We start from the raw sequence: 24,011 nt of genomic DNA, 5'->3' as shown, positions 1-24,011 counted from the left end.
CCACGAGCCGACGGGGAGCCGGGAGAAGTCACTCCTCCGGCGGCGACCACACGTTCGTGCGCGACATGCCCGCCGCACGGCCCTTGGACGAGATGACCAGCGCCATCTTGCGCGACGCCTCGTCGATCATCTCGTCGCCGAGCATCACCGCGCCCTTCCGGCCGCCCTTCTCAGACGTGAAGTAGTCGTACGCGTCGAGGATGTTCTCGGCGTGGTCGTAGTCCTCCTGCTTGGGGCTGAACACCTCGTTCGCCGCGTCGATCTGGCCGGGGTGCAGCACCCACTTGCCGTCGAACCCCAGGGCGGCCGAGCGGCCGGCCACGCGCTTGAAACCCTCGACGTCGCGGATCTGCAGGTACGGACCGTCGATGGCCTGCTTGTCGTGCGCACGCGCCGCCATCAGGATCTGCATCAGGATGTAGTGGTACGCGTCGCCCACGTCGTAGCCGGGCGGCTGCTCGCCGACGACCAGCGACTTCATGTTGATCGACGCCATGAAGTCGGCCGGGCCGAAGATGATCGTCTCCACCCGCGGCGAGGCGGTGGCGATCGCGTTGACGTTGATCAGGCCCAGGGCGTTCTCGATCTGCGCCTCGATGCCGATCCGGCCGACCTCGTAGCCCATGGTCTTCTCGATCTGGGTGAGCAGCAGGTCCAGCGCGTGCACCTGCTCCGCGGTCTGCACCTTCGGCAGCATGATGCAGTCCAGGTTCGCGCCCGCGCCCTCGACGACCTCGGTGACGTCGCGGTAGGTCCACTCGGTGGTCCAGTCGTTCACCCGCACCACCCGCGCGCGGGAGCCCCAGCCGCCCTCGTTCAACGACGCCACGATGGTCTTGCGCGCGTCCGGCTTGGCCAGCGGCGCGCACGCGTCCTCCAGGTCGAGGAACACCTGGTCCGCGGGCAGCGTGCGGGCCTTGTCGATCATCTTCTGGCTCGACCCGGGCACGGCCAGGCACGAGCGACGGGGACGCTGCTGGTCGACCACTGTGGGGTACCTCCTCGTACCGGCCGGTAACTACTGTCGTGCGAAGGGTGGCACGCACCCGTGCCACCCGCTATTCCGTGAGTCCGGATTCACAGACCCGTGGCAGGCTGAACCGGTGGAGATCGAGCAGGTGCTGGACAACGCGCTGCGCAAGGCCGCCGCGATCTGGGTGGCGCCGACCGGTCACGAGCCGCGGCTGGTGTGGGCGCTGTGGCGCGACGGCGCGGTGCTGGTGGCCGTCGGCGGCACGGAACAGCAGGTGCCGGGACTGGCCGACGGCGTCGCCTGCACGGTCACGGTCCGCTCGCCCACCACCCACTCGCACCTGGTCGACGCGCCCGCGACCGCCCGGCTCACCACCCTGGACGACGAGTCGGCGGCGGCGTTGCGGACGGCCAGGCTGAACGGCCGGCCGCGGTGGGACGAGGTCTACCGACTGGAGTTCGCGTGATCACCGTCCCCGCCGGTTTCGGCTCGCTGCTGGGCGAGGAGGCGTCGTCCTGGGTCGCCTCACTGCCCGCCCTGGCCACGAGGTTCTGCGCGCGCTGGCGCCTCACCCCCGACGGCGACCCGCTGCACGGCCACGTCGCCGTCGTCCTGCCGGTGCGCCTCGCGGACGGCCACCCGGCCGCGCTGAAGCTCACCTGGCTGGACGAGGAGAGCCGGGACGAATTCGCGGCCCTGGCGGCGTGGGCCGGTCCCGGCGTGGTCGAACTGCTGCGGCACGACGACGAGCACGGCGCGCTGCTCCTGGAACGCCTCGACCACACCCGGACCCTGGCCGACGCGCCGATCGAGGAGGCGCTGGCCGTCACCGGCGGCCTGCTGCGCCGGCTGCGCGTCCCCGCCGGCCCGCGGTACCGCCGCTACGCGTTCTCCGACGTGGTCGCGCGCAACGCCGCGCTGGGCGACCCGCTGCCGTCCGCGCTGGTCGAGCAGGCCCTCGAACTCGGCCGCGACCTCTGTCGGACGGCCGGGACCACGCTGGTCAACCAAGATCTGCACTACGAGAACGTGCTGCGCGGATACCGCGAGCCGTGGCTGATGATCGACCCGAAGCCGCTGTCGGGCGACCCCGAGGTGGGCGTGATCCCGTTGCTGTGGAACAGGTTCGGGGAGCTGGACGGCGAGCGAGGCCTGCGCGACCGGCTCGCCGCGCTGTGCGACATCGGCGAGCTGGACGCCGACCGGGCCCGCGCCTGGACGTTCTGCCGCGCGGTCGAGACGTGGTTGTGGTGCTTGACCGAGGATCTGGACTGGATGGCCGCCGCCACCGAGGCGATCTCGCTCGCCCTCCGCCCCTAGGACGGTCCACAGTGGAACGCAGCGGCGGCGCACCCGGCGGACTAACCTGATCACGTGGTCGCCGTGAACCGCGTCTTCGCCGCCCAGCTCGCCGGTCTGCCCGTGTTCGGGCCCGACGGCGAGTCCATCGGCAAGGTCCGCGACCTGGTCATCGGCCTGCGGGTGGACCGCCAGCCGCCCCGCGTGCTCGGCCTGGTGCTGGAACTGGCGACCCGGCGGCGCATCTTCGTGCCGATGCTGCGGGTCACCTCGATCGAGCCGAACGCGGTGACGCTCGCCACCGGGTCGGTCAACCTGCGCCAGTTCCACCAGCGCACGAACGAGGTGCTGGTCGTCGGCGAACTCCTCGACGCGCGGGTGACGCTCGACTCCGGCGCGACCGCGGTGCTGGTCGACGCCGCGATGGAACCCAGCCGCACCCGCGACTGGCGGATGACGCGGGTCGCGGTCCGGGAGCGCACCGGGCGGCTGGCCCGGCGCGGACCGGTGCAGGTGCTGCGCTGGGAGGACCTGGCCGGGTTGTCGGTGACCGAGCTGGCCGGTCAGCCGCAGGGCGCGCAGCACCTGGTGGCGATCTTCGAGACGATGCGCGCGGCCGACGTGGCGCTGGCGCTGCACAGCCTGCCGTTCAAGCGGCGCTACGAGGTGGCCGAGGCGCTGGACGACGAACGGCTCGCCGACGTGATCGAGGAGATGGCCGAGGAGGACCAGAAGGACCTGATCGCGCACCTGGACGACGAGCGCGCCGCGGACATCCTGGAGGCGATGGACCCCGACGACGCCGCGGACCTGCTGTCGGAGCTGCCCGAGGTGGAGAAGGACCGGCTGCTGGAGCTGATGGAGCCCGAGGAGTCGGCGCCGGTGAAGCGGCTGCTGGAGTACAGCTTCGACACCGCGGGCGGGCTGATGACGCCGGAACCGGTGGTGCTCGCGCCGGACGCGACCGTGGCCGAGGCGCTGGCGCACGTGCGCAACCCCGACCTCACGCCCGCGCTGGCCAGCATGGTGTTCGTGTGCCGCCCGCCGACGGCCACGCCGACCGGACGCTACCTGGGCTGCGTGCACATCCAGCGGCTGCTGCGCGAACCGCCGTCCGACCTGGTCGCGGGCCTGCTGGACACCGACCTGGCGACGATGTCGCCGACCGCGTCGCTCAGCGACGTGACCCGCTACTTCGCCGCCTACAACCTGGTGTGCGGGCCGGTGGTGGACGAGAGCGACCACCTGCTCGGCGCGGTCACCGTGGACGACGTGCTGGACCACCTGCTGCCCGACAACTGGCGCGAAACGGGGCTGTCCCATGCCTGAGCTGCTGCCACGTCGACGGCTCGACCAGCCGCGCACCGAGGGCCGGTTCCGGCTGTCGCTCGACCCGGAGGCGTTCGGCCGGTTCTCCGAGCGGCTCGCCCGGTTCCTGGGCACCGGCAAGTTCCTGTTCTGGCAGACGCTGCTGGTGATCGTGTGGATCACGGTGAACCTGGTCGCGGTCTCGCTGCGCTGGGACCCGTACCCGTTCATCCTGCTCAACCTGGCGTTCTCCACGCAGGCCGCGTACGCCGCGCCGCTGATCCTGCTCGCGCAGAACCGGCAGGACGACCGCGACCGGGTGTCGCTGGAGGAGGACCGGGCGCGGGCCGCGCAGACCAAGGCCGACACCGAGTACCTGGCCCGCGAGCTGGCGGCGCTGCGGTTGGCCGTCGGCGAGGTGGTGACCCGCGACTACCTGCGCAGCGAGCTGGAACGCGTGTTCCGCGACCGCAAGCGCGCCGTCAAGGACGACGTGTCGTCGCCGTAGCGCCTCAGGGATCGGTCGCCGCAGCGCCTCAGGGTTCCTCGGCGCCCAGCTGGTCGCACGTGCGGCCGAACGCCTCCAGCTCGGCGTGGTCGAACGCCTCGGCGAAGTGCCGCGCCACGCCCGTGAGGTGCGTGGCCGACGCCACGCGCAGCCGTTCCAGGCCCTGGGACGTGAGCACCGCCACCACGCCGCGACCGTCGCCGTCGGCGCGTTCCCGCAGCACGAGGCCCGCGCGTTCCAGGCGGTCGACGAGTCTTGTGACGCCGGAACGCGACAGCAGCACGGCGTCGGCCAGCTCGGTCATCCGCAGTCGGTGCTGCGGCGCCTCGGCGAGCTGCACCAGGACGTCGTAGGCGGCGAGCGACAGGCGTTGCTCGGCGATCAGCTCGGCTTCCAGGATCCGAGTGAGCCTCGCGTGCGCCCGGAGGAAGGATCGCCACACCCCCAACTCGGTACGGGTGGGCAACCGGGCAGATCCGGTTTCCGGCACGGATACCAATGTTACGGAAAGCACGCAACCGGCTGCGCGCTGCCCCCGTAACCGGGGTGACCGACCGGTAGCTTGGAGGGTGCACGGTCCGCCGTAGCATGGCGGTCCCACCACCTCTTGGCGAAGGCGTTCCCGTGACTCTTCCTACCGTTGACGACGTGCAGAAGGCGTTGGCCGGTGTGCAGGACCCGGAGATCCGGCGTCCGATCACCGACCTGGGCATGGTCAAGGGCGTCGTAGTCGGTGACGACGGGGTCGTGGACGTGGCGGTGTACCTCACCGTGTCCGGCTGCCCGATGCGCGACCGGATCACCGCCGACGTGACGGCCGCCGTCGCCGCGCTCGACGACGTGACCGGTGTCCGCGTCGAGCTGGACGTGATGAGCGACACCCAGCGCACCGAGCTCCGCAAGTCGCTGCGCGGCGGTGTCGAGGAGCCGGTGATCCCGTTCGCGCAGCCGGGGTCGTTGACGCGGGTCTACTGCGTGGCGTCGGGCAAGGGCGGCGTGGGCAAGTCGTCGGTGACGGTGAACCTGGCCGTCGCGATGGCCGCGCGCGGGCTGTCGGTCGGCGTGGTGGACGCCGACATCTACGGCCACTCCATCCCGCGGATGCTGGGCACCGAGGCCACGCCGACGCAGGTCGAGAAGATGATTATGCCGCCGCAGTCGCACGGCGTGAAGCTCATCTCGATCGGCATGTTCACGCCGGGCAACACCCCGGTCGTGTGGCGCGGCCCGATGCTGCACCGGGCGTTGCAGCAGTTCCTGGCCGACGTGTTCTGGGGCGACCTGGACGTGCTGCTGCTCGACCTGCCGCCGGGCACCGGCGACATCGCCATCTCGGTGGCGCAACTGGTGCCCAACGCCGAGATCCTGGTCGTGACGACGCCGCAGCAGGCGGCGGCCGAGGTGGCCGAGCGGGCGGGGTCGATCGCGTTGCAGACCAGGCAGCGGATCGCCGGCGTGATCGAGAACATGTCGTGGCTGGAGCTGCCGGACGGCACCCGGATGGACGTGTTCGGCTCGGGCGGCGGGCAGGCCGTGGCCGACTCGCTGACCCAGGCCGTGGGCGCCGACGTGCCGCTGCTGGGCCAGGTGCCGCTCGACCAGCGCCTGCGCGAGCAGGGCGACTCGGGCACGCCGATCGTGCTGGCGCACCCCGAGTCGGTCGCCGGCCAGGTGCTGACGGCCGTGGCGGGCAAGCTGTCCACGCGGTCGCGCGGACTGGCCGGTCGCCTGCTGAACGTCACCCCCGCCGGGCGGTAGGCCGACTCCCCGCACCCCCGGACAGACCCCGGTGCGGCACCCGGATGACGGGCTCCCGCGCCGCGGTGCGCCGTGTGATCCTGGTGGGGCAGCCGACGTGCGGGGGGCGCAATGCCGAACGGCCGGTGGAGCCGGTTCTTCGTGTGGTCGCTCGTCGCCGCCGTAGTCCACCCGGTCGCGGTCCTGGGGCTCGTGGTGGCGGCGGTCCACTTGACCGCCGCGCACGCCCCCGGCTTCCTCGTCGTTCTGCTGTGGACGGCGGTGGCGCTCGTCGGTGTGCTGACGTTCGCCCTGCCGGTGCGGGCGAACAGGACTCCGGACGCGGTCTTGATCTCGGCCGGCTGCCTGGTGACGGCGGCGTTGCTGACCGGGCACCTGGCGACCGAGGTGATCATCGAAGCACGTGGTTCGCGCACCACGTGCGACATCGTCGCCGTCGAGCTGGACGTGGCGGTCACCGGGTCCGGTGACTTGGTGGGCTACCACCGGTACGACCTCCGCTGCGACAGCGGTCCGATCACCGCCGTGGACAGCCACCGGCGGGCCGGTGAGCCGGGACAGCGGTTGGAGATCGCCTACGACCCCGAAGGGGTGTACGAACCCCGGCCCGCGGCGGACCTGCACGTTCCCTGGTACATGTACCTGCTGGGGACGGGCGCGGTGCTCGCGTGCCTGGCTGTCAACCTGGTCGCCGCCCTGAGGAAACCGGGATGACCGCGCCCCCTCGCGTGGGGGACGTCAGGTGGCGTCCGGGTCGTACGGCGGGCGCTCGCCGCGCTCCAGCGGGCGGTCGCGGCCGCCGGTGTCGCGGGCCGGCGGCACGGCGGGGTGGCCGTTCGGCTTCTCCACCGGGTCGTCGTCCCACAGGTGCTTGGTGATCGCGCGCTTGGGGTCGAAGTTGCGCAGTTCCCGCAGGTCCTCCAGCGGCTTGCGCAGCTGCTCGAACTCGGGCCCCATCTCCTGCTTCAACTGCTCCCGCGCGCCCGTCGCGTAGTCGCGGACCCGGCGGACCGTCTTGCCGACCCAGGACGCCGCCTCGGGCAGTCGTTCCGGACCCAGGATGAACAGGCCCGCCACGACGATGACGAGGATCTCAAGCCACCCGATGCTGTCGAACACCCTCGTGCCCCACCTTCCGCGCCCCAGCCCTGACCGCCAGCGTAGCCGTCAGTCGGACCTCAAAGTCACCTGCACGGTCAGCTCACGGCCCTGCCTGGCCAGCACGACCGGCACCGTCTCGCCGATTTCATGGTCCCTTACCGCAACGGTCAGCTCCGCGGCGTTGCGCACCATCCGCTCGCCGACCCGCGTGATCACGTCGCCCTCCTCGATGCCGGCCGCGTCGGCCGCACCGCCCTCGGGGACGTTCTGCACCTGCGCGCCCTCGGCCGTCTCCGCCGACGCGGACCGCACGTTGATGTTCATGTCGGCATGCTTGACCTCGCCGTCGCGGATCAACGCCTGCGACACCTTGCGCGCGTAGTTGCCGGAGATCGCGAACCCGAGGCCGACCGAGCCGCCGGTCTCGGTGCGGATCGACGAGTTGATGCCGACCAGCGCCCCGGCCGAGTCGACCAGCGCGCCGCCGGAGTTGCCCGGGTTGATGGCCGCGTCGGTCTGGATGGCGTCGTAGGTGATCTGCGGCCCGCCGTTCTCGCCCGCCGCCGTCACGGGGCGGTGCAGCGCGCTGACGATGCCCTCGGTCACGGTGTTCGACAGCGACAGCGGCGAGCCGATGGCCAGCACCGTGTCGCCGACCGCCAGCTCGTCGGAGTTGCCGAACTGCAGCACGGTCGGGTTGTCCACCGCGACCTTGATCACCGCCAGGTCGGTCTTGGAGTCGCGGCCGACGATCTGCGCCACGGCCCGCTTGCCGTCGGTGAAGACGACGGTCAGCTTCGCCGACGTGTCCTGCACCGCCGGCGCGACCACGTGGTCGTTGGTGAGCACGTACCCAGCGCCGTCGATGACCACGCCCGAGCCGACGCCCGCCACGTTCGCGCCCTTGAACTCGATCGACACCACGCTGGGCGTGACCCGCTTGGCGATGTCGGCGACCGACCCCACGGGGCGTTCCTTGCCGGGCTTGACCTCGGCCAGCGTGACGCCGCCGTCGGTCAGCGGGTTGCCGACGCGGCCCAGCAGCCAGCCGACCGCGCCGCCCGCCGCGCCGACCACCAGCGCGGCCACCATCAGCAGCACCAGGCCCAGCGGCTTGACCCGCCGCCCGAACAGCAGTTCGGGCACGCTGAGCTGCGGACCGGGCGCCGGTTCCGGCTCGGGGTCGGCGTCGGGTTGCTCGGTGACGGCGGGTGGGCCGATGACGGCCGACGCGCCGGGGTCGCGCCACGAGTCGCCCGCCGGTTTGCCCTCCCAGAAGACGGGCTCCACCTCCGGCTCGCCGTTGACGTCGACCGGCGGGCGTTGCAGGCGGGTGTCGGCGTCGCCCTGCGGGCGGCCGAACGCGGTGGACAGCGCTTCGGGCGGCGGCGGCGCGAAGTGGACGGCGGTGGCGCCGTTGAGGCTCGGCCGGTCGGCGGAGAACGCGCCCGCCACGCCCTGCGGCCTGCCGAACACGGCCTGCTGGCCGGAGTCGACGGGCGGGCGGTTCAGCGGGCGGGGTGCGAGCCTGCGGTGCGCCCCGTCGTCCACGCCCGACTTGGGGGTCGTCCCGTTGCCCTGATCTGGCTCGCTCATCGCTCCCCGCACGTCGTCACACCATGGTTGTCGCGGGGCAATCGTGCCCGGTGACCGGTGAAGTTGCCGTCAGCGGGCTGGTCAGCGACCCAGCAGGCCGGTGTTCGCCGCGGGCCGCAGCACGCCGACCGGCTCCCGTTCGGCGTCGGCGGACGCCGGCGCGACGACGGGCGCGGGGTGCGGGGTGTTGCCCTGCGCGGGCGGTGGCGGGGTGTCCTCGCTGCTCGGTGCGACGAGGACCAGTGCGCCGAGCATGAGGCCGGAGACGACCACGCCGGCGCCTTGGCGGGCGCGCCTGCCCCCGAAGAGACCGGCACCGAAGCGGCTACCGCCGCCGGTACCGAAAGGGCGGCCGGACCCCAGCACAGGACCACTGCCGAACGCGACCCGGTCGGGCCGCTGCACCGTGACGAGTTGGCCGTCCTCGGTGACCGCGAGGCCGTCCGGCGCGCTGGGCAGCTCAACCTCCTGCGGGATCGCGCCGAGCCTGGCCAGCAGGCTCGCGGGCGCGCAGGGCGCGTCGGCGGCGCGGACCGCGGACCGCGCCTGCTGCTGCGAGTACGCCTCGGCGGCGCAGAACCGGCAGCGCGCCAGGTGCGCGGACGCCCGGCTGTGCGCCGAGGCGGTCAGCTCGCCGTCGACGAAGGCGACGACCGCGTCGGGCAGCAGGTGCTGCTCGGGCAGTTGCCAACCTCGCAGATCGGTCATGCAGAGTCCTCCTGAACCAGACCCCGACGGCGTTCCAGTGCGACCCTCAGGGCCTGGCGGCCCCGGTGGATCCTGCTCCTCACGGTACCCAGTTTGACGCCGAGGGTGGCGCCGATCTCCTCGTAGGAGAGTCCTTCCACGTCACACAGCACCACGGCGGCGCGGAACTCGGGCGGCAGCTCGTCCAGCGCGGCCTGCAGCTCCGGGTCCAGGTGCGTGTCGGCGTAGACCTCCTCGGGCGTCGGGTCGTCGCCCGGGATGCGGTCGGTCTCGTCCGGCAGGGCCTCCATGCGCACGCGCGAGCGGCGGCGGGCCATGTCGAGGAAGAGGTTCGTGGTGATGCGGTGCAGCCAGCCCTCGAACGTGCCGGGCTTGTACGAGGCGAGCGACCGGAACACCCGGATGAACGTCTCCTGGGTCAGGTCCTCGGCGTCGTGCTGGTTGCCGGTGAGGCGGTAGGCCAGCCGGTACACCCGGTCGGCGTGTTCGCGCACGACTTCGTCCCACGTGGGCGGGATCCACTCCACGTCCTCGACGGGGACGGGTGCCGTCAGTGCGGCGGTCGGCTGCTTTGGCATCGGGCGGTTAAGCACCTCCACTGGGCTGGCTGCCCTGCTGCACGGGTCAACGCTCGGCTCCCCCGACGTGTTCCCGTTCGTCCTGCTCGTCATGCGTTGGGACCAGCGTGACGTGTTCCCTTATAACCATCGTGAGAGGCGGCTGAGAGCACGCTGAGAATCCGGGTTGTCGCCGAGATTCACCCGAACCGCCGCCGGCGGCGTTAGCCTTCGTGCTGTGGATGCGCCGACGCGCGAGTACGTGGAGCGCTACCTGCCCGAGGACGCCGTGGTCACGGCCGCCAGGGCTCGTGGCGCCGAGTTGGGGTGCGTGCCGATCGGGTCCGGCGGCGGGGCGGCGTTGCGGTTCCTCGCCGCGGCGTTGCAGGCCAAGGCCGTGGTGGAGATCGGCACCGGTGCCGGGGTCGGGGCGTTGTACCTGCTCAGCGGCATGCCCGCGGCCGGTGTGCTGACCTCGATCGACGTGGCGCCGGAGCACCAGCGGGCCGCGCGGGTGGCGTTCGCCGAGGCGGGGATCGCGGTGTCCCGGACCAGGTTGATCATGGGCCGGGCGCTGGAGGTGCTGCCGCGGTTGACCGACGGCGCGTACGACCTGGTGTTCGTGGACGCGGCGAAGGCGGAGTACCCGAAGTACCTGGCGGAGGCCGTGCGGCTGCTGCGGCCGGGCGGGGTGGTGGCGTTCGACAACGTGCTGTGGCACGGGCGGGTGGTCGACCCGTCGCACCGGGACCCGGACACCACGGCGATGCGGGACGTGGCGCGGGCGGTGCGTGACGACGACCGCCTGGTGCCGGTGATCCTGCCGCTGGGTGACGGGCTGCTGGTGGCCGCGAAGGTCGGCTGAGCCGCGCCTGCGCCCGCCCCAAGACCGGCCCCACGACCGACCCCACGACCGACCCCACGACCGGCCTCACCACCGACTCACCCATCCGCGGCGGGCCGACACGCCCGACCACCGCCGCGGTTCTGCGCGGTGCCGCGCGGTTCCTCGGTCGTGCTTCGCAGGGGTACCCGGCAGAGGGACCCCTGCTTTTATCTTGCCGGCCGGGTACGACGATTTCAGGTGGTCAGGGGCTCGCTGTGGACAACCGGCGGCCTGTGGACAACCGGCGGGGCGTCGGGCCCGAAACGGCGGCGGTAGGCGCTCGGGGTCAGGCCGGTGCGGCGGCGGAAGTGGGCCCTCAGGTTCGACGCCGAGCCGAGGCCGCTGCGGCGCGCCACCACGTCCAGGCGCGACTCGCCGCGCTCGATGAGGCTCCGCGCGAGGTCCACTCGTTCGGCGGTCATCCAGGCGAGGGGTGTGGTGCCCAGTTCCGCCTGGAACCGGCGGTGCAGGGTGGCCTGGCTGACGGCCGCGCGACCGGCCATCGCGGCGACCGTCAGCGGCTGGTCCAACCGGGCTCGTGCCCAGGTCAGGACGTCGGCCAGCGAGTTGTCCGGCACCGCGGGCACGGGACGGGCGACGAACTGGCGTTGACCGCCGTCGCGGTGGCCGGCGAACACCAGCCGCCGGGACACCGCGTTGACCACCTCCGTCCCGTGGTCCTGCCGGATCAGGTGCAGGCCCAGGTCCAGCGCCGCCGCGCTCCCGGCCGCCGTGTAGATCCGGTCGTCCTGCGTGTACAGGACCTCCGGAACCAGGTCGACCTGCGGAAACATCTCCCGGAACAGGTCGGCCCACTGCCAGTGCGTGGTGACGCGGCGCCCGTCCAGCAGCCCGGCGTGGGCCAGGGTGAACGCGCCGGTGCAGAAGCTGACCAGCCTGGCGCCCCGGTCGTGCGCCCGGCGGACGGCGTCGAGCAGCGGTCGCGGCGGCCGGACCCAGCTGTCCGGCCGGTTGGACACGATCACGGTGTCCGCGTCATCGACCTCCTCCAACGAGGGGACACCCGTGAGGGTGAAGAAGCCGTGGTTCATCCGCACGGGCCCGAGCGCGCTCAACGTGAACGAGTACCACGGCCGATCACCGAGTTCGGGCCGGCGCAGGCCGAACAGCTCGGTCCCGACCCCCAGCTCGAACGGGTTCGAGCCGGAGTCGACGATCATCACGACGCGGTGCGAGGATCCTGGCGGCATGTGCGATTCCTAGCACTCGCCTCCGCACCGCACCGCCGCGCAGCATCGCGGCCATGGATCCGATCAACCTGTCGACGGCGCTGGCGAGCTTCGACGCGCTGTGGAGCCCGCGCGTCGTCACCACGGTCAACGACTACGACGTCCGCGTCGCCAAGGTCCGCGGCGAGCACCTCTGGCACACCCACGACGACACCGACGAGTTCTTCCTAGTCCTCGAAGGCGAGCTCGACATCGCCCTGGACGACCGCACGGTCCACCTCGGGCAGGGAGATGTGTTCGTGGTCCCGAAGGGCGCGCGGCACAAGCCGTCGTCGACGGCCGGCGCCCGCATCCTGATGCTGGAGCCCAGCGGCACGTCGACCGTCGGGGACCGCCACGAGGAGGTCCCCGACCACGTCGACGCCACCACCGGCCACCCGCTCGGCGACCTGGTCAGTGGGCCGTGACGCCCTTCCCGAGCACCGTCACGCCGCCGGACGACACGGTGTAGCGCTGCCGGTCCGTCGCCGGGTCAACGCCGATCAGCGCGCCGTCGGGCACCACCACGTTCTTGTCCAGGATCGCCCGCCGCACCACCGCGCCGCGCCCGATCCGCACGCCCGGCAGCAGCACGCTGCCCTGCACCACCGACCCGGTCTCCACGACCACGTCCGAGCTGATCACCGAACCGTGGATGGTGCCGGAGATGATCGAACCCGGCCCCACCATGGAGTCCTCCGCGCTGCCGCCCGCGATGAACTTCGCCGGCGGCAGCGGCGGGGTGGCGGTCCGGATCGGCCACGCCTGGTTGTAGAGGTTGAACACCGGCCGCACCGACACCAGGTCCATGTGCGCCTCGTAGTAGGCGTCGATGGTCCCCACGTCGCGCCAGTAGCCGCGGTCGCGGTCGGTCTCCCCCGGCACCTCGTTGTCGGCGAAGTCGTAGACGTGCGCCCGGCCCTGGTCGACCAGCATGGGGATGATGTCGCCGCCCATGTCGTGGTCGGAGTCGGGGTTGGCCGCGTCCGCCCGCAACGCCTCGATCAGCGCCTCGGTGGTGAACACGTAGTTGCCCATCGACGCGAACGTGACCTCGGGGTCGCCCGGCACGTGCGGCGGCTCCGCGGGCTTCTCCAGGAAACGGGTGATCAGCCCGGTCTCGTCGGAGTCGATGCAGCCGAACGCCTTGGCCTCCGCGCGCGGCACCCGGATGCCCGCCACGGTCACGCCCGCACCGGTCTCGGCGTGCTGCCGCACCATCTGACCGGGGTCCATCCGGTAGACGTGGTCCGCGCCGAAGATGATCACGTGCTCGGGTTTCTCGTCGTTGACGAGGTTCAGCGACTGGAAGATCGCGTCCGCGCTGCCGGTGTACCAGCGCGGGCCCAGCCGCTGCTGCGCGGGCACCGGCGTGACGTACTGGCCGAGCACATTGGACAGCCGCCACGTGGTGGAGATGTGCCGGTCCAGGGAATGGGATTTGTACTGGGTGAGCACGCAGAGCTTGACGAAACCCGCGTTCACCAGGTTGGACAGGACGAAGTCCACCAGCCGGTAGTTACCGCCGAAGGGCACCGCCGGCTTTGCCCGGTCGGCGGTCAACGGCCAGAGCCGTTTGCCTTCGCCACCGGCGAGGACAATTCCTAGAACGTGCGGTTGCCCTTTCACAGCAACGACCCTAACCGGGTGAGCACCGGCCCACCAACGGCGAAGTAAGGCGAACTCCTCCCGTTCACCCGGCTGACCCCCGCATCGGGGTTACGGTGAGCGCCGTGCGAATTGGACTGGTGACACGGGAGTACCCGCCGGAGGTCTACGGCGGCGCAGGGGTGCACGTCGGCTTCCTGGTGCCGAGGTTGCGCGAACTGGTCGACGTGGACGTGCACGCCTTCGGCGGGCCGCGCGCGGACGCCAGGGCGCACAACCCGGCGCACGGGCTGGAGCAGGCGAACGCCGCGCTGGCCACGTTGTCGGTGGACCTGGAGATGGCCGCCGCGCTGGGCGGTGTCCAGCTCGCGCACTCGCACACCTGGTACGCCAACATGGCCGGTCACCTGGCCAAACTGCTGCACGGCATCCCGCACGTGGTGACCGCGCACTCCTTGGAGCCGCGCCGGCCGTGGAAGGCCGAGCAGCTCGGCGGCGGCTACCGGATCTCCTCCTGGGTGGAGCGCACCGCGTACGAGGCGGCGGACGCGGTGATCGCGGTCAGCGAGGGCATGCGGGCCGACGTGCTGGACTGCTACCCGGCGTTGGACCCGGCGCGGGTGCACGTGGTCCGCAACGGCATCGACACGGCGGCCTACCACCCCGTGACCGAGACCGACGCGCTGGTCCGGCACGGGATCGACCCGGCGCGGCCGATCGTGACGTTCGTCGGGCGGATCACCAGGCAGAAGGGTGTCGGGCACCTGGTCGCCGCGGCGCACCGGATCTCGCCGGACGCGCAGGTCGTGCTGTGCGCGGGTGCGCCGGACACGCCGGAGATCGCGGAGGAGACGCGGCTGGCGGTGGCGGAGCTGGCGGCGGCGCGGCCGGGCGTGTTCTGGATCCAGCAGATGCTCCAGCCGGCCGAGGTGCGGCAGATCCTGAGCCACTCGACGGTGTTCGTGTGCCCTTCGGTGTACGAGCCGCTCGGCATCGTGAACCTGGAAGCCATGGCGTGCGGGACGGCCGTGGTGGCGTCCGACGTCGGCGGCATCCCGGAGGTCGTGGACCACGGGCGGACCGGGCTGCTCGTGCACTACGACGAGAAGGACGTGGAGACCTACCGGGCGTCGCTGGCCGACGCGGTGAACGAGGTGCTCGGCGATCCGGAGCGGGCGGCGGCGTTCGGCGCGGCGGGGCGGCAGCGCGCGGTCGAGGAGTTCTCGTGGGCGACGGTGGCCGAGCAGACCGTGGCCGTGTACGAGGGGGCGCTGACCAGCGTTAAGTGATCAACCGACCCCGCAGTGTGACATCCGCCACTCGAACGTGATGCAACGGTCCGGCCTGCCGACCGCCTTTAACCAGTAGGAGCAACTACTGGGGGCGTCATGCGGTGGCTTGTGCTCCTGCTCGCGCTGGTGGCCGGTGGGTGCGCCACGCCCGCGTTCAGCGCCGAGCAGGTCAGGTTGACCATCGAGGGTGCGGCGGTGGTGGACGCGCCCGGCCTGCAGGCGCGGGCCGAGGCGGAGTTGAGCTACACGTTGTCGTTCGGGTACGTGGCCCGGACCGGTCAGGAGGCGGTGAGCTGCTGGTTCGCCCGCACCGGTGAGGCGTTCGAGGTCGACACCCGGCTGTGGTGCGGTCCCGTGCAGGTGCCCGGCACGGCCGCGGCCACCGACTGGGTGCCGGTGCCGTTGAAGGAGGTCGAGCGCAGCGACTCCGGCATCCGGCTGGAGGTCCAGCCGCCGCAGGTGCCCGCGCAGGGCGCCCGGAGCACGCCGGTGGGGAAGCTGGTGCGCACGGACGGGCGGGAGACCGACGCCGAGCAGGGCGTCGGCGAGGCGGGGCCGGACTTCCTGGCCGTGCTGCCCGACGACGGCCAGGTGCTCGACGCGGCGTCCGCGATGGTGCGCGACGACCAGCTGGAGGTGCACGTCACGGGGTACGCGTCGCCGTCGGTGTGGCGAACGGCGGAGGGTGACCTCCGGGCCGAGCACGGGGTGGCGTTGCGGGTGCTCCGGGTCCGGGTGACGCGGCACGACGAGGTCGACTCGGCGTTCGAGCAGACGCCGTGGCGCGGGTGGTTGCAGCCGCCGGAGCTGTCGCTGGACGTGCCGGGGCGGCGGCACCGGCTGCCCGCCGACCGGCTGCCGGTCAACGGGTCGGCGCTGATCGTCTACACGGTGCCCGCCGCCGGCGGGGTGGAGGCGCTGGTGCTCGACACCGTGGGGGCGAAGTCGCTGCAACAGCGGGTCGAGGTGCCGTCGGGGCAGGTCATCGGCGAGGCGCCGAAGGTGCTGCGGCGTGGCCCCGGGCCGGAGACGACGTCGGTGTCGACGCCGGTGTCGGTGTCGGTCTCGGCGGGCGCGGCGCAGCCGGCCGGGTCGCTGGAGGTGGTGCGGGCGCGGTTGGGCCGGCAGCGGCCGGTGTCGACCGGCGAGCAGTACGAGCTGGCGACGGCGGGGCCGGGGATGGCGCTGGTGGAGCTGCGGCTGGTCGCGCACGGTGTGCCGACCGTTCTCGGTGCAGGCCAAACCGCGCCGCTGCTGACCTTGACCCCGGCGGGCGGACAGCCTGCTCGGCAGGTCGGCGCGCGCTACGGCGGCGACACGTTCCCGGCGGCGGTCGTGTTCGAGGTGCCGGAGGACGTGCGGGCGGCCACCTTCTCGGTGGCCTCGGGCACGGTAACCGTGCCGCAGTCGGATGCCGTCGCCGTGAGCGGCGGCCCCGGGGTGGAGGTGCCCCTGGACTTCTAACCCAACCGGACCCCCGCCCCCAGCCGCTACCGCGACCGGCCGCGGCCGCGATGAGCGGTGACCCCAGGCGCTGAGCCACCGCTCGACTCCCGAACCCGGCGGGCGGCGGTGACCGCACCGGTACCGCGATCAGACTTAGCCGCAGCCAGCGGCGGTCCCGGCATGCTGGGGTCCCGGCGTCAACGGGACGCTCGATTCCTGCGCCCGGCCGGCAACGCCCCCGCTACCCCGATCCGGCGGGCGCGGTCAGTGAGCGTCCCGGAGTCGAGGTACCGCCCGCCTGCTGAACGCGGTGGGCGAGGACGACGGCAACGGCCGCCAGCGCCAGCCACGCGGTGACCAGGGCGGTCAGGCCCGGCCAGCCGTGTGCCTGGTAGGCGGCGCTGCCCGTGGTGCCTCCGACGCTGCTGCCGACGTAGAACGCGAACAGGTACACGCCCGACGCCTGGCCACGGACGTGCTCCGGCGCGCGGGCGCCGACCCAGCCGCTGGCGACCGCGTGGACGGCGAAGAAGCCGCCGGTGAACAGGATCAGCCCAACTGCGATCGCGACCACGTGGTCGGGCAGCGTGATCACGACACCCACGGCGGTCAGCGCGAGACCGGCGAGGGCGATTCGGGCGCGGCCGTGGCGGTCGGCGAGCCGGCCCGCGGCGGCGGACGTGCCACCGCCCGCCGCGTAGGCGAGGTAGACCAGGGTCGCGACGGCCGTGGGCAGGCCGAGGTCGGTGGTGAGGCGGAAGCCGGTGACGTTGAAGACCGAGATGAACGCCGCCACCGCGAGGACCGCGATCGCGTACTGGCAGAGCAGCACGCGATCGGTGAGGGCGTCCTTGAACGCGCGCGGGCGGCGTTCGGCTTGGTGGCCCTTCGGCAGCAGGAAGGCGGCGGTGATCGCGCAGGCCGCGCCGAACGCGCCGGCCAGGGCCAGGGCGGTGCGCCAGGACGTGCCGTCGGTGGTCAGACCGGTGATGAGGCGGCCGAGCATGCCGCCGGCGCTGTTGCCGGCGACCAGGGCGCCGATCGCCGCGCCGACGTGCGACCTGCTCGCCTGCTGGGCGAGGAACGCCATGGCGGTGGCCGGGACGCCGGCGGTGGCGACGCCTTGCAGTGCGCGTGCGGCGACGAGCGTCTCGTAGGTCGGGGCGAGCGGGAGGAGCAGGCCGAGGGCGGCGGCGGTGAGGACGGACCAGACGATCACCCGGCGTCGGCCGACGCGGTCGGCGAGGGCGGCCATCGGGATGACCGCGAGGGCGAGCGCGCCGGTGGCGGAGCTGATGGTGAGGGACGCTTCGGCGGGCGTGAGACCGAATTCGTTCGCGATGTCCGGCAGGACCGACTGTGGCGCGTAGAGCAGGGCGAACGTGGCCAGGCCGGTGGCTGCGACGGAGGTGGTGAGGCGGCTCGGCACGTCTTCGACGCTAATCCATGCGTCCAATTCGGCCGTTCGCCAAGATTGATGCCGTGATGGATGAATTGGTGCCCCGGCTGGCCGTCCTCCGCGCGCTGGCCGCGGACGAGCACGTGACCCACGCCGCCGACGCGGTGGGCGTGCCGCAGCCGACCGTGAGCCGGTGGTTGGCCGCGCTCGGCACGTCGCTGGGCGCGCCGGTGGTCGTCCGATCGGGCCGACGGGTCCGCCTGACCAGGGCGGGACGCCTGCTGTGCGAGGCAGCCGACCGGGCGCTCACGGCCCTGGAAGCAGGCCAGCGCGCCGCAACGGAAGAGGTGTCACCCGAACGTGGGGTGGTCGCGCTCGGCTTCCTGCACCTCTTGGGCAGGTCACTGGTGCCGACGCTGGTCAGCAGCTTCCGCGAAGATCACCCGTCCGTGCGATTCCGGCTGGTGCAGAACTCGCGCCAGGACATCCTCGCCGACCTGGTCGACGGCGTGGTCGACCTGGCCCTGGTCTCGCCGCCGCCGACCGATCCCGCGTTCGCCCACGCGGTCGTGCGCGAGGAGGAGTTGATCTTGGTCGTCCCGCCGGGCCACCGCCTGGCCGGCCGCGCGTCGGTGGCGGTCGCGGAGCTGGCGGGCGAGGAGTTCGTGGGGCTGGAACCCGGCTACGGCCTGCGCCAGATCACCGACGACCTGTGCGCGGCGGCCGGGTTCGCGCCCGCGCTCGCGTTCGAGGGCCAGGAGACCGAGACCGTCCGGGGCCTGGTCGCGGCGGGTCTGGGTGTGGCCCTGTTGCCGCACGCCGACTCGCCGTCGGGGCTGCCGGAGATCCCCCTCATCCCTCGCGCGGCCCGCGAGATCGCCCTGGCCTGGCTCGCCGAGGCCCCACTCCCGCCCGCCGTCCGCGCCTTCCGCGATCACGCGCTCGTCCGCTGACCGCCGCTGCAGGCGCCGGAGTGGTCGGCGGGGTGGCTGGAGGGGTGGTGGTTGGCGGCGGTTGCGGTTCCTCGATTCAACCGAGGTGGGGTAACAGTGTTTCCGTACATTTTCGGGCCATGATCACCCGATCGTGTCGGACGGCGGGGTCGGGGCGTAGGTTTCGGCCAGTTCGATCAGGGTTCTGGCGGCGAAGCCGGTCGCGCCCGCGACCACCTCGTCGTAGACCTTGTCGGCCCGTGCGGGGCCGGCGATGTCCAGGTGGGCCCACGGCACACCGCCCGTGAACTCCTTCAGGAACAGCGCCGCGGTGATGCCGCCCGGGCCCGGGGGGCACTGGCGGACGTCGGCGATGTCGCTGCGCACGTCCTCCACCAAGTCCTCCAACAGCGGCATCCGCCACCACGACTCGCCGACGCGGGCACCGGACTCGGCGACGCGCGCGGCCAGGTCGTCGTCGGTGGCGAACAGACCACCGGTGCGCACGCCGAGCGTGACCTTCATCGCCCCGGTCAGCGTGGCGACGTCCACCAGCACGTCCGGCCCGAGGTTGCGCACCGCGTAGGCCAACGCGTCGGCCAGCACCAGCCTGCCCTCGGCGTCGGTGTTCGTCACCTCGGTCGTCGTGCCCCCGTACTGGGTGATCACGTCACCCGGCCGGTACGCCGAGCCCGACACGTGGTTCTCCGCGGCCGGCACCAGACCCGTCACCCGGACGGGCAGGCTCTGCTTGGCGATACCGGCCAGCGCCGCGATCACCGCCGCGCCACCGGACATGTCCGTGCGCATCAGGTGCATCCCGTCGGCGGGCTTGATCGAGATGCCACCGGTGTCGAACGTGATGCCCTTGCCGACCAGCACGAGGTGCGGCTGCCCCGCACCGGTGCCGGGCCACGTCAGCTCGATGAACCTCGGCGGCCGCGACGAGCCGCCGCCCACCGCCAGCACACCGCCGAACCCCTGCTCGGCCAGCCACTTCTCGTCCCGCACGTCGACCCGCAGGCCGGGCACGGCCCGAGCCGCCCTCACCGCCGCCGCGGCGAGCCAGGACGGGTCCTTGACGTTCGACGGGGTGTTCGCCAGGTCCCGCCCCAACGACGTCGCCGCCGCCAGCGTGTTCGCCTTGCGCACGACCTCCGCCAACCCCGGCTCGTCGGCGACCAGGCGCAACGACCTCACCCGCTTCGGCGGCTCCTCCCCGGTCACCTTGAACCGGTACCCGCCGACCGCCGCACCCAGCGTGAACGCCGCCACCGCGGCCGCGGTCACGTCCCGCGGCAGCCGCACGTCGAACGTCGTCCCGCCCGCCTTCTCCGCGTCCGCGTCGAGCGCCCGCACCAGCGCCGCGCCGGCCGTGCGCCAGTCGCCCGGCCCGCCGTCGCCCACGCCGACCACCCACGACCGCCCCTGCCTGGACGTCGCCCCGGCCTTGCCGCTCAGCTCACCCGGGTCGTCCACCTGCTCGCCACCGGGTCCCAGCCGCACCGGGTCGCCGGGGAACGCGACGAGCACCGCGGGCACACCCCGCCGGAGGGTGTCGGCCACCTCGACGGTGACCAGCGGGGTGGGCAGGGGCGCTCGCACGGGGGACCTCCGAGGGGCCGACAGGCGGTGGGATGGGTGAAGCCGCAGGTGAGCGCCCGGCCTGACGTCGTGCGCAGCACGAGGACGCCACCGGCGCGGCGTGACGTAGCGATGCCCCGGTTCCACTGTGGAAACCGGGGCGTCGACGCTTACTCGGTCCGGCCGGTCAGCCGGCGGCTGCCTTGAGGGCGTCGCCCAGGGCGTTGGCCTCGTCCGCCGACATCTCGACGACGAGGCGCCCACCACCCTCGAGCGGAACGCGCATCACGATGCCGCGCCCCTCCTTGGTCACCTCGAGGGGACCGTCGCCGGTCCGGGGCTTCATGGCCGCCATCGCGTGCTCCCTCCGTCAACATCTTCCCCGTCCGACCAGGGCCGGATACTCGGCCATTCTCCCCTATGCGGACTCGGCAGCGAAACCGAACCGATCTTTCCGGCCGGCCGGTGGCCGATTGGCGATCTTCACCGAGCCGCAGATCAGGGCCAGGATCGCCCTGCCGCAACGACTTCCGCGCCGACCGCCGACCGTCACCTGGTCGTGACCGATCACGGCTCTGTGGCGTGTCGCGGGGTCGCCCTGACAGACTCGGACCTCGTGCGAGCCCGTTCCGCGCTCTTCGACGTCTACGGCGGCCACCTCCGCGAGCGGGGTGGCGCCGCGACGATCGCCGCGCTCGTCCGGTTGCTGGAGCCGCTGGACTTCGCCGCGCCCGCCGTGCGCACCGCCGTGTCGCGCACGGTGCGGCAGGGTTGGCTGGAACCCGTCCGGTTGGCGGACGGCCCCGGCTACGCGATGACACCTCGGGCGGAACGGCGGCTGGACGAGGCGGCGGCCCGCATCTACCGCACTCGGCCGTCCACGTGGGACGGTCGGTGGCACGTGGTGGTGCTGGAGGAGCTGCCCGCGCGCGAGGCCCGTGACCGGCTGGCGTCCTCGCTGCAGCTGCTCGGCTACGGCGCGCTGGGCCCCGTGACGTGGATCGCGCCGCGGCCCTCGCCGGAGCTGGCGGACGTGCTGGCGGGCGAGGGTGTGCGCGGGAGCACGTTTCACGGCGAGCACGAGGGGGACGCGGCGGAGCTGGCCGCGCGCGCGTGGGACCTGGCGACGTTGGGCCGGGACTACGCGCGGTTCGTGGCCGAGTGGGAGCCCGTGACGTCCGCTGTGGACGGTACGTCGCCGCCGGCGGCGTTCGCGGCTTCGCAGCGGTTCCTGCACGCTTGGCGGAAGTTCCTGTTCCGCGACCCAGGCCTGCCGCGCGAGTTGCTGCCCGCCGACTGGCCGGGCGCGGACGCGGCCGCGTTCTTCGACCGGCACACCAACCGCCTCGCGCCCGCGGTGGCCAAGTTCGTCGACGACTGCCTCGCCCACCACTAACCGGAGGTTCCCCCGTGTCCGAACTCCTCATCGACGACGCTGACGGCGTTCGCACCTTCACGCTCAACCGGCCCGAGTCGTTCAACTCGTTCACGCTGGCGTTGAAGGAGCGGTTCCTGGCGGCCGTGGTCGAGGCGGCGGATGACGACGCCGTGCGCGCGGTGGTCGTCACCGGCGCGGGGAAGGCGTTCTGCGCCGGTCAGGACCTCAAGGAGCACGTCGCACTGCTGGAGGCGGGCGACCCGGCGCCGTTGCACACGGTGGAGCGGCACTACAACCCGTTGATCAAGGCGATCGTCGGCATGCCGAAGCCGGTCATCGCGGCGGTGAACGGCATGGCGGCGGGCGCCGGTGCGTCGCTGGCGTTCGCGAGCGACCTGCGGGTCGCCGGTGCGGGGGCGAAGTTCCTGATGGCGTTCGCGAACGTGGGCCTGACCGCGGACTCGGGCGCGTCGTGGACGTTGCCGCGGCTGATCGGGCACGGGCGGGCGATGGAGATGATGCTGCTCGCGCAGCCGGTGGACGCGGAGGAGGCGTTGCGGATCGGCATGGTGGGACAGGTGGTGCCCGACGGCGAGGTGCTGTCGACGGCGCAGGCGCTGGCCCGTCAGCTGGCGGCCGGTCCGACCACGGCCTACGCCAAGATCAAGGAGGCGATGGCGTTCTCCGGTGCGCTGGCGGCGGCGCTGGAGGTCGAGGCGCGCACCCAGGCGGAGGCGGGCGCGACGGCCGACCACCGGGAGGCGGTGGCCGCGTTCGTGGCCAAGCGCAAGCCGACGTTCACCGGCCGGTGACGGCTCTCCCGGCTCGCCCGGTCTGCGAGCTCTGCGCGGTGCGCTCGGCGCGGAAGCAGGTCGCGATGTGGTCGTCGACCATGCCGGTGGCCTGCATCAGCGCGTAGCAGGTGGTGGGGCCGAGGAACGCGAAGCCGCGGCGCTTGAGCTCCTTGGCCATCGCCTTCGACTCGGGTGTGACGGCGGGCACGTCGGCGAACGTGGCCGGGCGTTCGTGGTGCTCGGGCGCGAACGACCACAGCAGGTCGTCCAGCGGCACGTCGAGCTCGGCCACCACGCGGGCGTTGTTGATCGTGGCGTTGATCTTGGCCCGGTTGCGGACGATGCCCGCGTCGGCCATCAGCCGGTCGAAGTCGTCGGACCCGAACGCGGCGACCGCGGCGGGTTCGAACCCCGCGAACGCCGTCCGGAAGTTCTCCCGCTTGCGCAGGATGGTGATCCAGGACAGGCCGGACTGGAACGACTCGAGCGACATGCGCTCGAACATCGCGGCCTCGCCGTGCAGCTCGACGCCCCACTCGGTGTCGTGGTAGTCGACGTAGTCGGGGGTGCTGTCGCCCCACGGGCAGCGGACGAGGTCGGTCATGCGGGGTACTCCCGGGCGAAGGCGGCGAACCGGCGCAGGGACCACTTCACGCCCGGCGCGAAGGCCAGGTTGAGCGGCAGCGCGATGTCCTCGGACCAGACGAGCTCGCTGCGCGTGCCGCGGGGCACGACGACGAACTCGCCGGTGCCGCGCACGAGCCGGCCGGTGTGCGCGACCGCGCAGCGCACCGGCGGCTCCCACGCGGTGATGCGCATGGTGTCGGTGAAGCCGATCGGTCCGATGCCGGTGAACGCCTCCAGCCCGCTGCCCTCACTCGCCCCGTCGCCGCTGGTCACGCGCACGGTGGTGCCGAGCATCCACTCACCCTGCCTGGCCCAGTCGGTCAGCGCGGCCCAGGTGGTGGGGGCCGGCGCTTCGACGTCGACGCGCAGGTCAAGCCTGGCCACGCGCGGCCTCCTGATCGTGTCGAGGGTTCGGGCGGTTCACGGGGTTCGGGTTCACGGTTCGGGCGGTTCAGGGGTTCGGGTTCAGGGCTTCGGGTTCAGGGGTCGGACGGGCCGGCTCAGGCCGACGGTCCGCGCCGGCCACGGTGCTGCTTCGCAGGCGTCCCCGCCCAGGGGACCCCTGTTCTTGATCCTGCCAGAGAGGTCCGACAATCGCGGGCCGTGTGGCGGCGGCTGTGGACAACTGCCGGCGCGGTCACCGCAGGTCGAGTGCGGTCACCGCGGGTCGGGCCCCGGCGGGCTCAGGGCGGGTTCGGGCTCGTGGGTGGGTTCGGGGGACGGTTCGACGCCCAGGTCGGCCTCCAACTCGGCCACCCGGGCGCGCAACCGCTCGACCTCGCCGGCCAGGCGGTCCAGCGCCCAGTCGACCTCCGTCATCTTGTAACCGCGCAGGACCTGCTGGAACTTCAGGTCGCGCACGTCTTCGGGGGTCACGTCATCGGCGGGCAGGCGGGTCGGCGACGCGCCGGGCGGCAGCGGCGCCAGTTCCTCGCCGCGCCCGAACACCAACGCGGCCAGCAGGAACACCACCGCCGCCACGAGCGCCATGATGACGATGTAGAGGAGCGCTGAAGTCACGTGACGAT

Annotated in this window: 27 protein-coding genes; 13 read left to right on the top strand and 14 right to left on the bottom strand. The window is 72.6% G+C overall.

Annotation, left to right across the window (positions count from 1 at the left end):
• Positions 1-28 precede the first annotated feature (28 nt).
• Complete coding sequence (locus ACYVLT_RS25220) at positions 29-988, bottom strand: HpcH/HpaI aldolase/citrate lyase family protein (RefSeq protein ID WP_461122672.1); 960 nt, start codon at positions 986-988, stop codon at positions 29-31.
• A gap of 115 nt (positions 989-1,103) precedes the next feature.
• Here ACYVLT_RS25220 and ACYVLT_RS25215 point away from each other — a divergent pair, with 115 nt between their 5' ends.
• From ACYVLT_RS25215 to ACYVLT_RS25200, 4 genes are read left to right on the top strand one after another with little or no spacing between them, the layout of a single operon-like run.
• Positions 1,104-1,439 carry a hypothetical protein gene (locus tag ACYVLT_RS25215; RefSeq protein WP_461122671.1) on the top strand — a complete coding sequence of 112 codons (336 nt, stop codon included), beginning with the start codon at positions 1,104-1,106 and terminating at the stop codon, positions 1,437-1,439.
• Positions 1,436-2,293, top strand: coding sequence for an aminoglycoside phosphotransferase family protein (locus ACYVLT_RS25210; protein ID WP_461122670.1), 858 nt, complete (start codon positions 1,436-1,438; stop codon positions 2,291-2,293). Before ACYVLT_RS25215 ends, ACYVLT_RS25210 begins: the two co-directional genes overlap by 4 nt.
• A gap of 54 nt (positions 2,294-2,347) precedes the next feature.
• The gene (locus tag ACYVLT_RS25205) at positions 2,348-3,601 is read left to right on the top strand and encodes a magnesium transporter MgtE N-terminal domain-containing protein (RefSeq protein WP_461122669.1); all 1,254 of its coding nucleotides are present in this window, start codon (positions 2,348-2,350) and stop codon (positions 3,599-3,601) included.
• Positions 3,594-4,088, top strand: a complete 495-nt coding sequence (locus ACYVLT_RS25200; protein WP_461122668.1) for a DUF1003 domain-containing protein — start codon at positions 3,594-3,596, stop codon at positions 4,086-4,088. Before ACYVLT_RS25205 ends, ACYVLT_RS25200 begins: the two co-directional genes overlap by 8 nt.
• Before the next feature lie 28 nt (positions 4,089-4,116).
• Here ACYVLT_RS25200 and ACYVLT_RS25195 read toward each other — a convergent pair whose 3' ends face one another.
• A complete protein-coding gene (locus ACYVLT_RS25195) occupies positions 4,117-4,578 on the bottom strand; it encodes a MarR family winged helix-turn-helix transcriptional regulator (RefSeq protein ID WP_461122667.1) in 462 nt (153 codons plus the stop codon).
• Positions 4,579-4,676: 98 nt separating this feature from the next.
• Here ACYVLT_RS25195 and ACYVLT_RS25190 point away from each other — a divergent pair, with 98 nt between their 5' ends.
• Positions 4,677-5,846: an Mrp/NBP35 family ATP-binding protein gene (locus ACYVLT_RS25190; protein WP_461122666.1), complete on the top strand. Its 1,170-nt coding sequence runs from the start codon at positions 4,677-4,679 to the stop codon at positions 5,844-5,846.
• Positions 5,847-5,957: 111 nt separating this feature from the next.
• Positions 5,958-6,560, top strand: a complete 603-nt coding sequence (locus ACYVLT_RS25185) for a hypothetical protein (RefSeq protein ID WP_461122665.1) — start codon at positions 5,958-5,960, stop codon at positions 6,558-6,560.
• Between the two features lie 24 nt (positions 6,561-6,584).
• Here the strand turns inward: ACYVLT_RS25185 and tatB are convergent, their stop codons facing one another.
• The 4 genes from tatB to sigE form a co-directional block, all read right to left on the bottom strand.
• Positions 6,585-6,965, bottom strand: a complete 381-nt coding sequence (tatB, locus tag ACYVLT_RS25180) for a Sec-independent protein translocase protein TatB (RefSeq protein ID WP_461122664.1) — start codon at positions 6,963-6,965, stop codon at positions 6,585-6,587.
• A 48-nt stretch (positions 6,966-7,013) separates the two neighbouring features.
• On the bottom strand, positions 7,014-8,543 hold the full coding sequence (locus tag ACYVLT_RS25175; protein ID WP_461122663.1) for a S1C family serine protease: 1,530 nt from the start codon (positions 8,541-8,543) through the stop codon (positions 7,014-7,016).
• 81 nt (positions 8,544-8,624) lie between these two features.
• The gene (locus ACYVLT_RS25170) at positions 8,625-9,251 is read right to left on the bottom strand and encodes an anti-sigma factor family protein (protein WP_461122662.1); all 627 of its coding nucleotides are present in this window, start codon (positions 9,249-9,251) and stop codon (positions 8,625-8,627) included.
• A complete protein-coding gene (gene sigE / locus ACYVLT_RS25165; protein ID WP_461122661.1) occupies positions 9,248-9,829 on the bottom strand; it encodes an RNA polymerase sigma factor SigE in 582 nt (193 codons plus the stop codon). The genes ACYVLT_RS25170 and sigE overlap by 4 nt, the downstream gene beginning before the upstream one ends.
• 217 nt (positions 9,830-10,046) lie before the next feature.
• Between sigE and ACYVLT_RS25160 the strand changes: the two genes are divergently transcribed.
• A complete protein-coding gene (locus ACYVLT_RS25160) occupies positions 10,047-10,673 on the top strand; it encodes an O-methyltransferase (RefSeq protein ID WP_461122660.1) in 627 nt (208 codons plus the stop codon).
• A 215-nt stretch (positions 10,674-10,888) separates the two neighbouring features.
• Here ACYVLT_RS25160 and ACYVLT_RS25155 read toward each other — a convergent pair whose 3' ends face one another.
• The gene (locus ACYVLT_RS25155) at positions 10,889-11,905 is read right to left on the bottom strand and encodes a helix-turn-helix domain-containing protein (protein ID WP_461122659.1); all 1,017 of its coding nucleotides are present in this window, start codon (positions 11,903-11,905) and stop codon (positions 10,889-10,891) included.
• 53 nt (positions 11,906-11,958) lie between these two features.
• Between ACYVLT_RS25155 and ACYVLT_RS25150 the strand changes: the two genes are divergently transcribed.
• Positions 11,959-12,351: a cupin domain-containing protein gene (locus ACYVLT_RS25150; RefSeq protein WP_461122658.1), complete on the top strand. Its 393-nt coding sequence runs from the start codon at positions 11,959-11,961 to the stop codon at positions 12,349-12,351.
• Here the strand turns inward: ACYVLT_RS25150 and glgC are convergent.
• Positions 12,338-13,552 carry a glucose-1-phosphate adenylyltransferase gene (glgC, locus tag ACYVLT_RS25145; protein WP_461122657.1) on the bottom strand — a complete coding sequence of 405 codons (1,215 nt, stop codon included), beginning with the start codon at positions 13,550-13,552 and terminating at the stop codon, positions 12,338-12,340. The two genes, ACYVLT_RS25150 and glgC, sit on opposite strands and share 14 nt — an antisense overlap.
• Positions 13,553-13,656: 104 nt before the next feature.
• Between glgC and glgA the strand changes: the two genes are divergently transcribed.
• Positions 13,657-14,820 carry a glycogen synthase gene (glgA, locus tag ACYVLT_RS25140; protein ID WP_461122656.1) on the top strand — a complete coding sequence of 388 codons (1,164 nt, stop codon included), beginning with the start codon at positions 13,657-13,659 and terminating at the stop codon, positions 14,818-14,820.
• A 99-nt stretch (positions 14,821-14,919) separates the two neighbouring features.
• A complete protein-coding gene (locus ACYVLT_RS25135; protein ID WP_461122655.1) occupies positions 14,920-16,287 on the top strand; it encodes a hypothetical protein in 1,368 nt (455 codons plus the stop codon).
• A 223-nt stretch (positions 16,288-16,510) separates the two neighbouring features.
• Here the strand turns inward: ACYVLT_RS25135 and ACYVLT_RS25130 are convergent, their stop codons facing one another.
• Positions 16,511-17,698 carry an MFS transporter gene (locus tag ACYVLT_RS25130; RefSeq protein ID WP_461122654.1) on the bottom strand — a complete coding sequence of 396 codons (1,188 nt, stop codon included), beginning with the start codon at positions 17,696-17,698 and terminating at the stop codon, positions 16,511-16,513.
• Positions 17,699-17,754: 56 nt separating this feature from the next.
• Here ACYVLT_RS25130 and ACYVLT_RS25125 point away from each other — a divergent pair, with 56 nt between their 5' ends.
• On the top strand, positions 17,755-18,621 hold the full coding sequence (locus ACYVLT_RS25125) for a LysR family transcriptional regulator (protein WP_461122792.1): 867 nt from the start codon (positions 17,755-17,757) through the stop codon (positions 18,619-18,621).
• A gap of 123 nt (positions 18,622-18,744) precedes the next feature.
• Here ACYVLT_RS25125 and ACYVLT_RS25120 read toward each other — a convergent pair whose 3' ends face one another.
• Positions 18,745-20,205, bottom strand: coding sequence for a leucyl aminopeptidase family protein (locus ACYVLT_RS25120; protein ID WP_461122653.1), 1,461 nt, complete (start codon positions 20,203-20,205; stop codon positions 18,745-18,747).
• Between the two features lie 166 nt (positions 20,206-20,371).
• Positions 20,372-20,539 (bottom strand): DUF3117 domain-containing protein, encoded by a 168-nt coding sequence (locus ACYVLT_RS25115; protein WP_012783412.1) that lies wholly within the window; start codon positions 20,537-20,539, stop codon positions 20,372-20,374.
• Between the two features lie 261 nt (positions 20,540-20,800).
• On the opposite strand from ACYVLT_RS25115, the gene ACYVLT_RS25110 reads away from it, so the two are divergent.
• Both ACYVLT_RS25110 and ACYVLT_RS25105 read left to right on the top strand, forming a co-directional pair.
• Positions 20,801-21,580 (top strand): PaaX family transcriptional regulator, encoded by a 780-nt coding sequence (locus ACYVLT_RS25110; protein ID WP_461122652.1) that lies wholly within the window; start codon positions 20,801-20,803, stop codon positions 21,578-21,580.
• 14 nt (positions 21,581-21,594) lie between these two features.
• A complete protein-coding gene (locus ACYVLT_RS25105) occupies positions 21,595-22,374 on the top strand; it encodes an enoyl-CoA hydratase-related protein (RefSeq protein ID WP_461122651.1) in 780 nt (259 codons plus the stop codon).
• Here the strand turns inward: ACYVLT_RS25105 and ACYVLT_RS25100 are convergent.
• The 3 genes from ACYVLT_RS25100 to ACYVLT_RS25090 all read right to left on the bottom strand — a co-directional run bounded on the left by ACYVLT_RS25100 (position 22,361) and on the right by ACYVLT_RS25090 (position 24,003).
• The gene (locus ACYVLT_RS25100; RefSeq protein WP_461122650.1) at positions 22,361-22,960 is read right to left on the bottom strand and encodes a DNA-3-methyladenine glycosylase I; all 600 of its coding nucleotides are present in this window, start codon (positions 22,958-22,960) and stop codon (positions 22,361-22,363) included. The two genes, ACYVLT_RS25105 and ACYVLT_RS25100, sit on opposite strands and share 14 nt — an antisense overlap.
• Positions 22,957-23,367, bottom strand: a complete 411-nt coding sequence (locus tag ACYVLT_RS25095; RefSeq protein WP_461122649.1) for an SRPBCC family protein — start codon at positions 23,365-23,367, stop codon at positions 22,957-22,959. Before ACYVLT_RS25095 ends, ACYVLT_RS25100 begins: the two co-directional genes overlap by 4 nt.
• Before the next feature lie 273 nt (positions 23,368-23,640).
• Positions 23,641-24,003 carry a DivIVA domain-containing protein gene (locus ACYVLT_RS25090; protein WP_461122648.1) on the bottom strand — a complete coding sequence of 121 codons (363 nt, stop codon included), beginning with the start codon at positions 24,001-24,003 and terminating at the stop codon, positions 23,641-23,643.
• Positions 24,004-24,011: the final 8 nt, after the last annotated feature.

Source organism: Saccharothrix stipae (genome assembly GCF_054781895.1).
Note: the sequence above shows the minus strand (reverse complement) of the source record. Positions and strands in the feature narration are given on the sequence as shown.

What these genes read in the sequence shown, in the direction of transcription:
- ACYVLT_RS25200 (WP_461122668.1), top strand. Translation starts at nt 3,594, where the DNA reads ATGCCTGAGCTGCTGCCACGTCGACGGCTCGACCAGCCGCGCACCGAG.
- ACYVLT_RS25190 (WP_461122666.1), top strand. Translation starts at nt 4,677, where the DNA reads ATGGCGGTCCCACCACCTCTTGGCGAAGGCGTTCCCGTGACTCTTCCT.
- ACYVLT_RS25185 (WP_461122665.1), top strand. Translation starts at nt 5,958, where the DNA reads ATGCCGAACGGCCGGTGGAGCCGGTTCTTCGTGTGGTCGCTCGTCGCC.
- ACYVLT_RS25175 (WP_461122663.1), bottom strand. Translation starts at nt 8,543, where the DNA reads ATGAGCGAGCCAGATCAGGGCAACGGGACGACCCCCAAGTCGGGCGTG.
- ACYVLT_RS25170 (WP_461122662.1), bottom strand. Translation starts at nt 9,251, where the DNA reads ATGACCGATCTGCGAGGTTGGCAACTGCCCGAGCAGCACCTGCTGCCC.
- sigE (WP_461122661.1), bottom strand. Translation starts at nt 9,829, where the DNA reads ATGCCAAAGCAGCCGACCGCCGCACTGACGGCACCCGTCCCCGTCGAG.
- ACYVLT_RS25155 (WP_461122659.1), bottom strand. Translation starts at nt 11,905, where the DNA reads ATGCCGCCAGGATCCTCGCACCGCGTCGTGATGATCGTCGACTCCGGC.
- ACYVLT_RS25150 (WP_461122658.1), top strand. Translation starts at nt 11,959, where the DNA reads ATGGATCCGATCAACCTGTCGACGGCGCTGGCGAGCTTCGACGCGCTG.
- ACYVLT_RS25135 (WP_461122655.1), top strand. Translation starts at nt 14,920, where the DNA reads ATGCGGTGGCTTGTGCTCCTGCTCGCGCTGGTGGCCGGTGGGTGCGCC.
- ACYVLT_RS25125 (WP_461122792.1), top strand. Translation starts at nt 17,755, where the DNA reads ATGGATGAATTGGTGCCCCGGCTGGCCGTCCTCCGCGCGCTGGCCGCG.
- ACYVLT_RS25115 (WP_012783412.1), bottom strand. Translation starts at nt 20,539, where the DNA reads ATGGCGGCCATGAAGCCCCGGACCGGCGACGGTCCCCTCGAGGTGACC.
- ACYVLT_RS25100 (WP_461122650.1), bottom strand. Translation starts at nt 22,960, where the DNA reads ATGACCGACCTCGTCCGCTGCCCGTGGGGCGACAGCACCCCCGACTAC.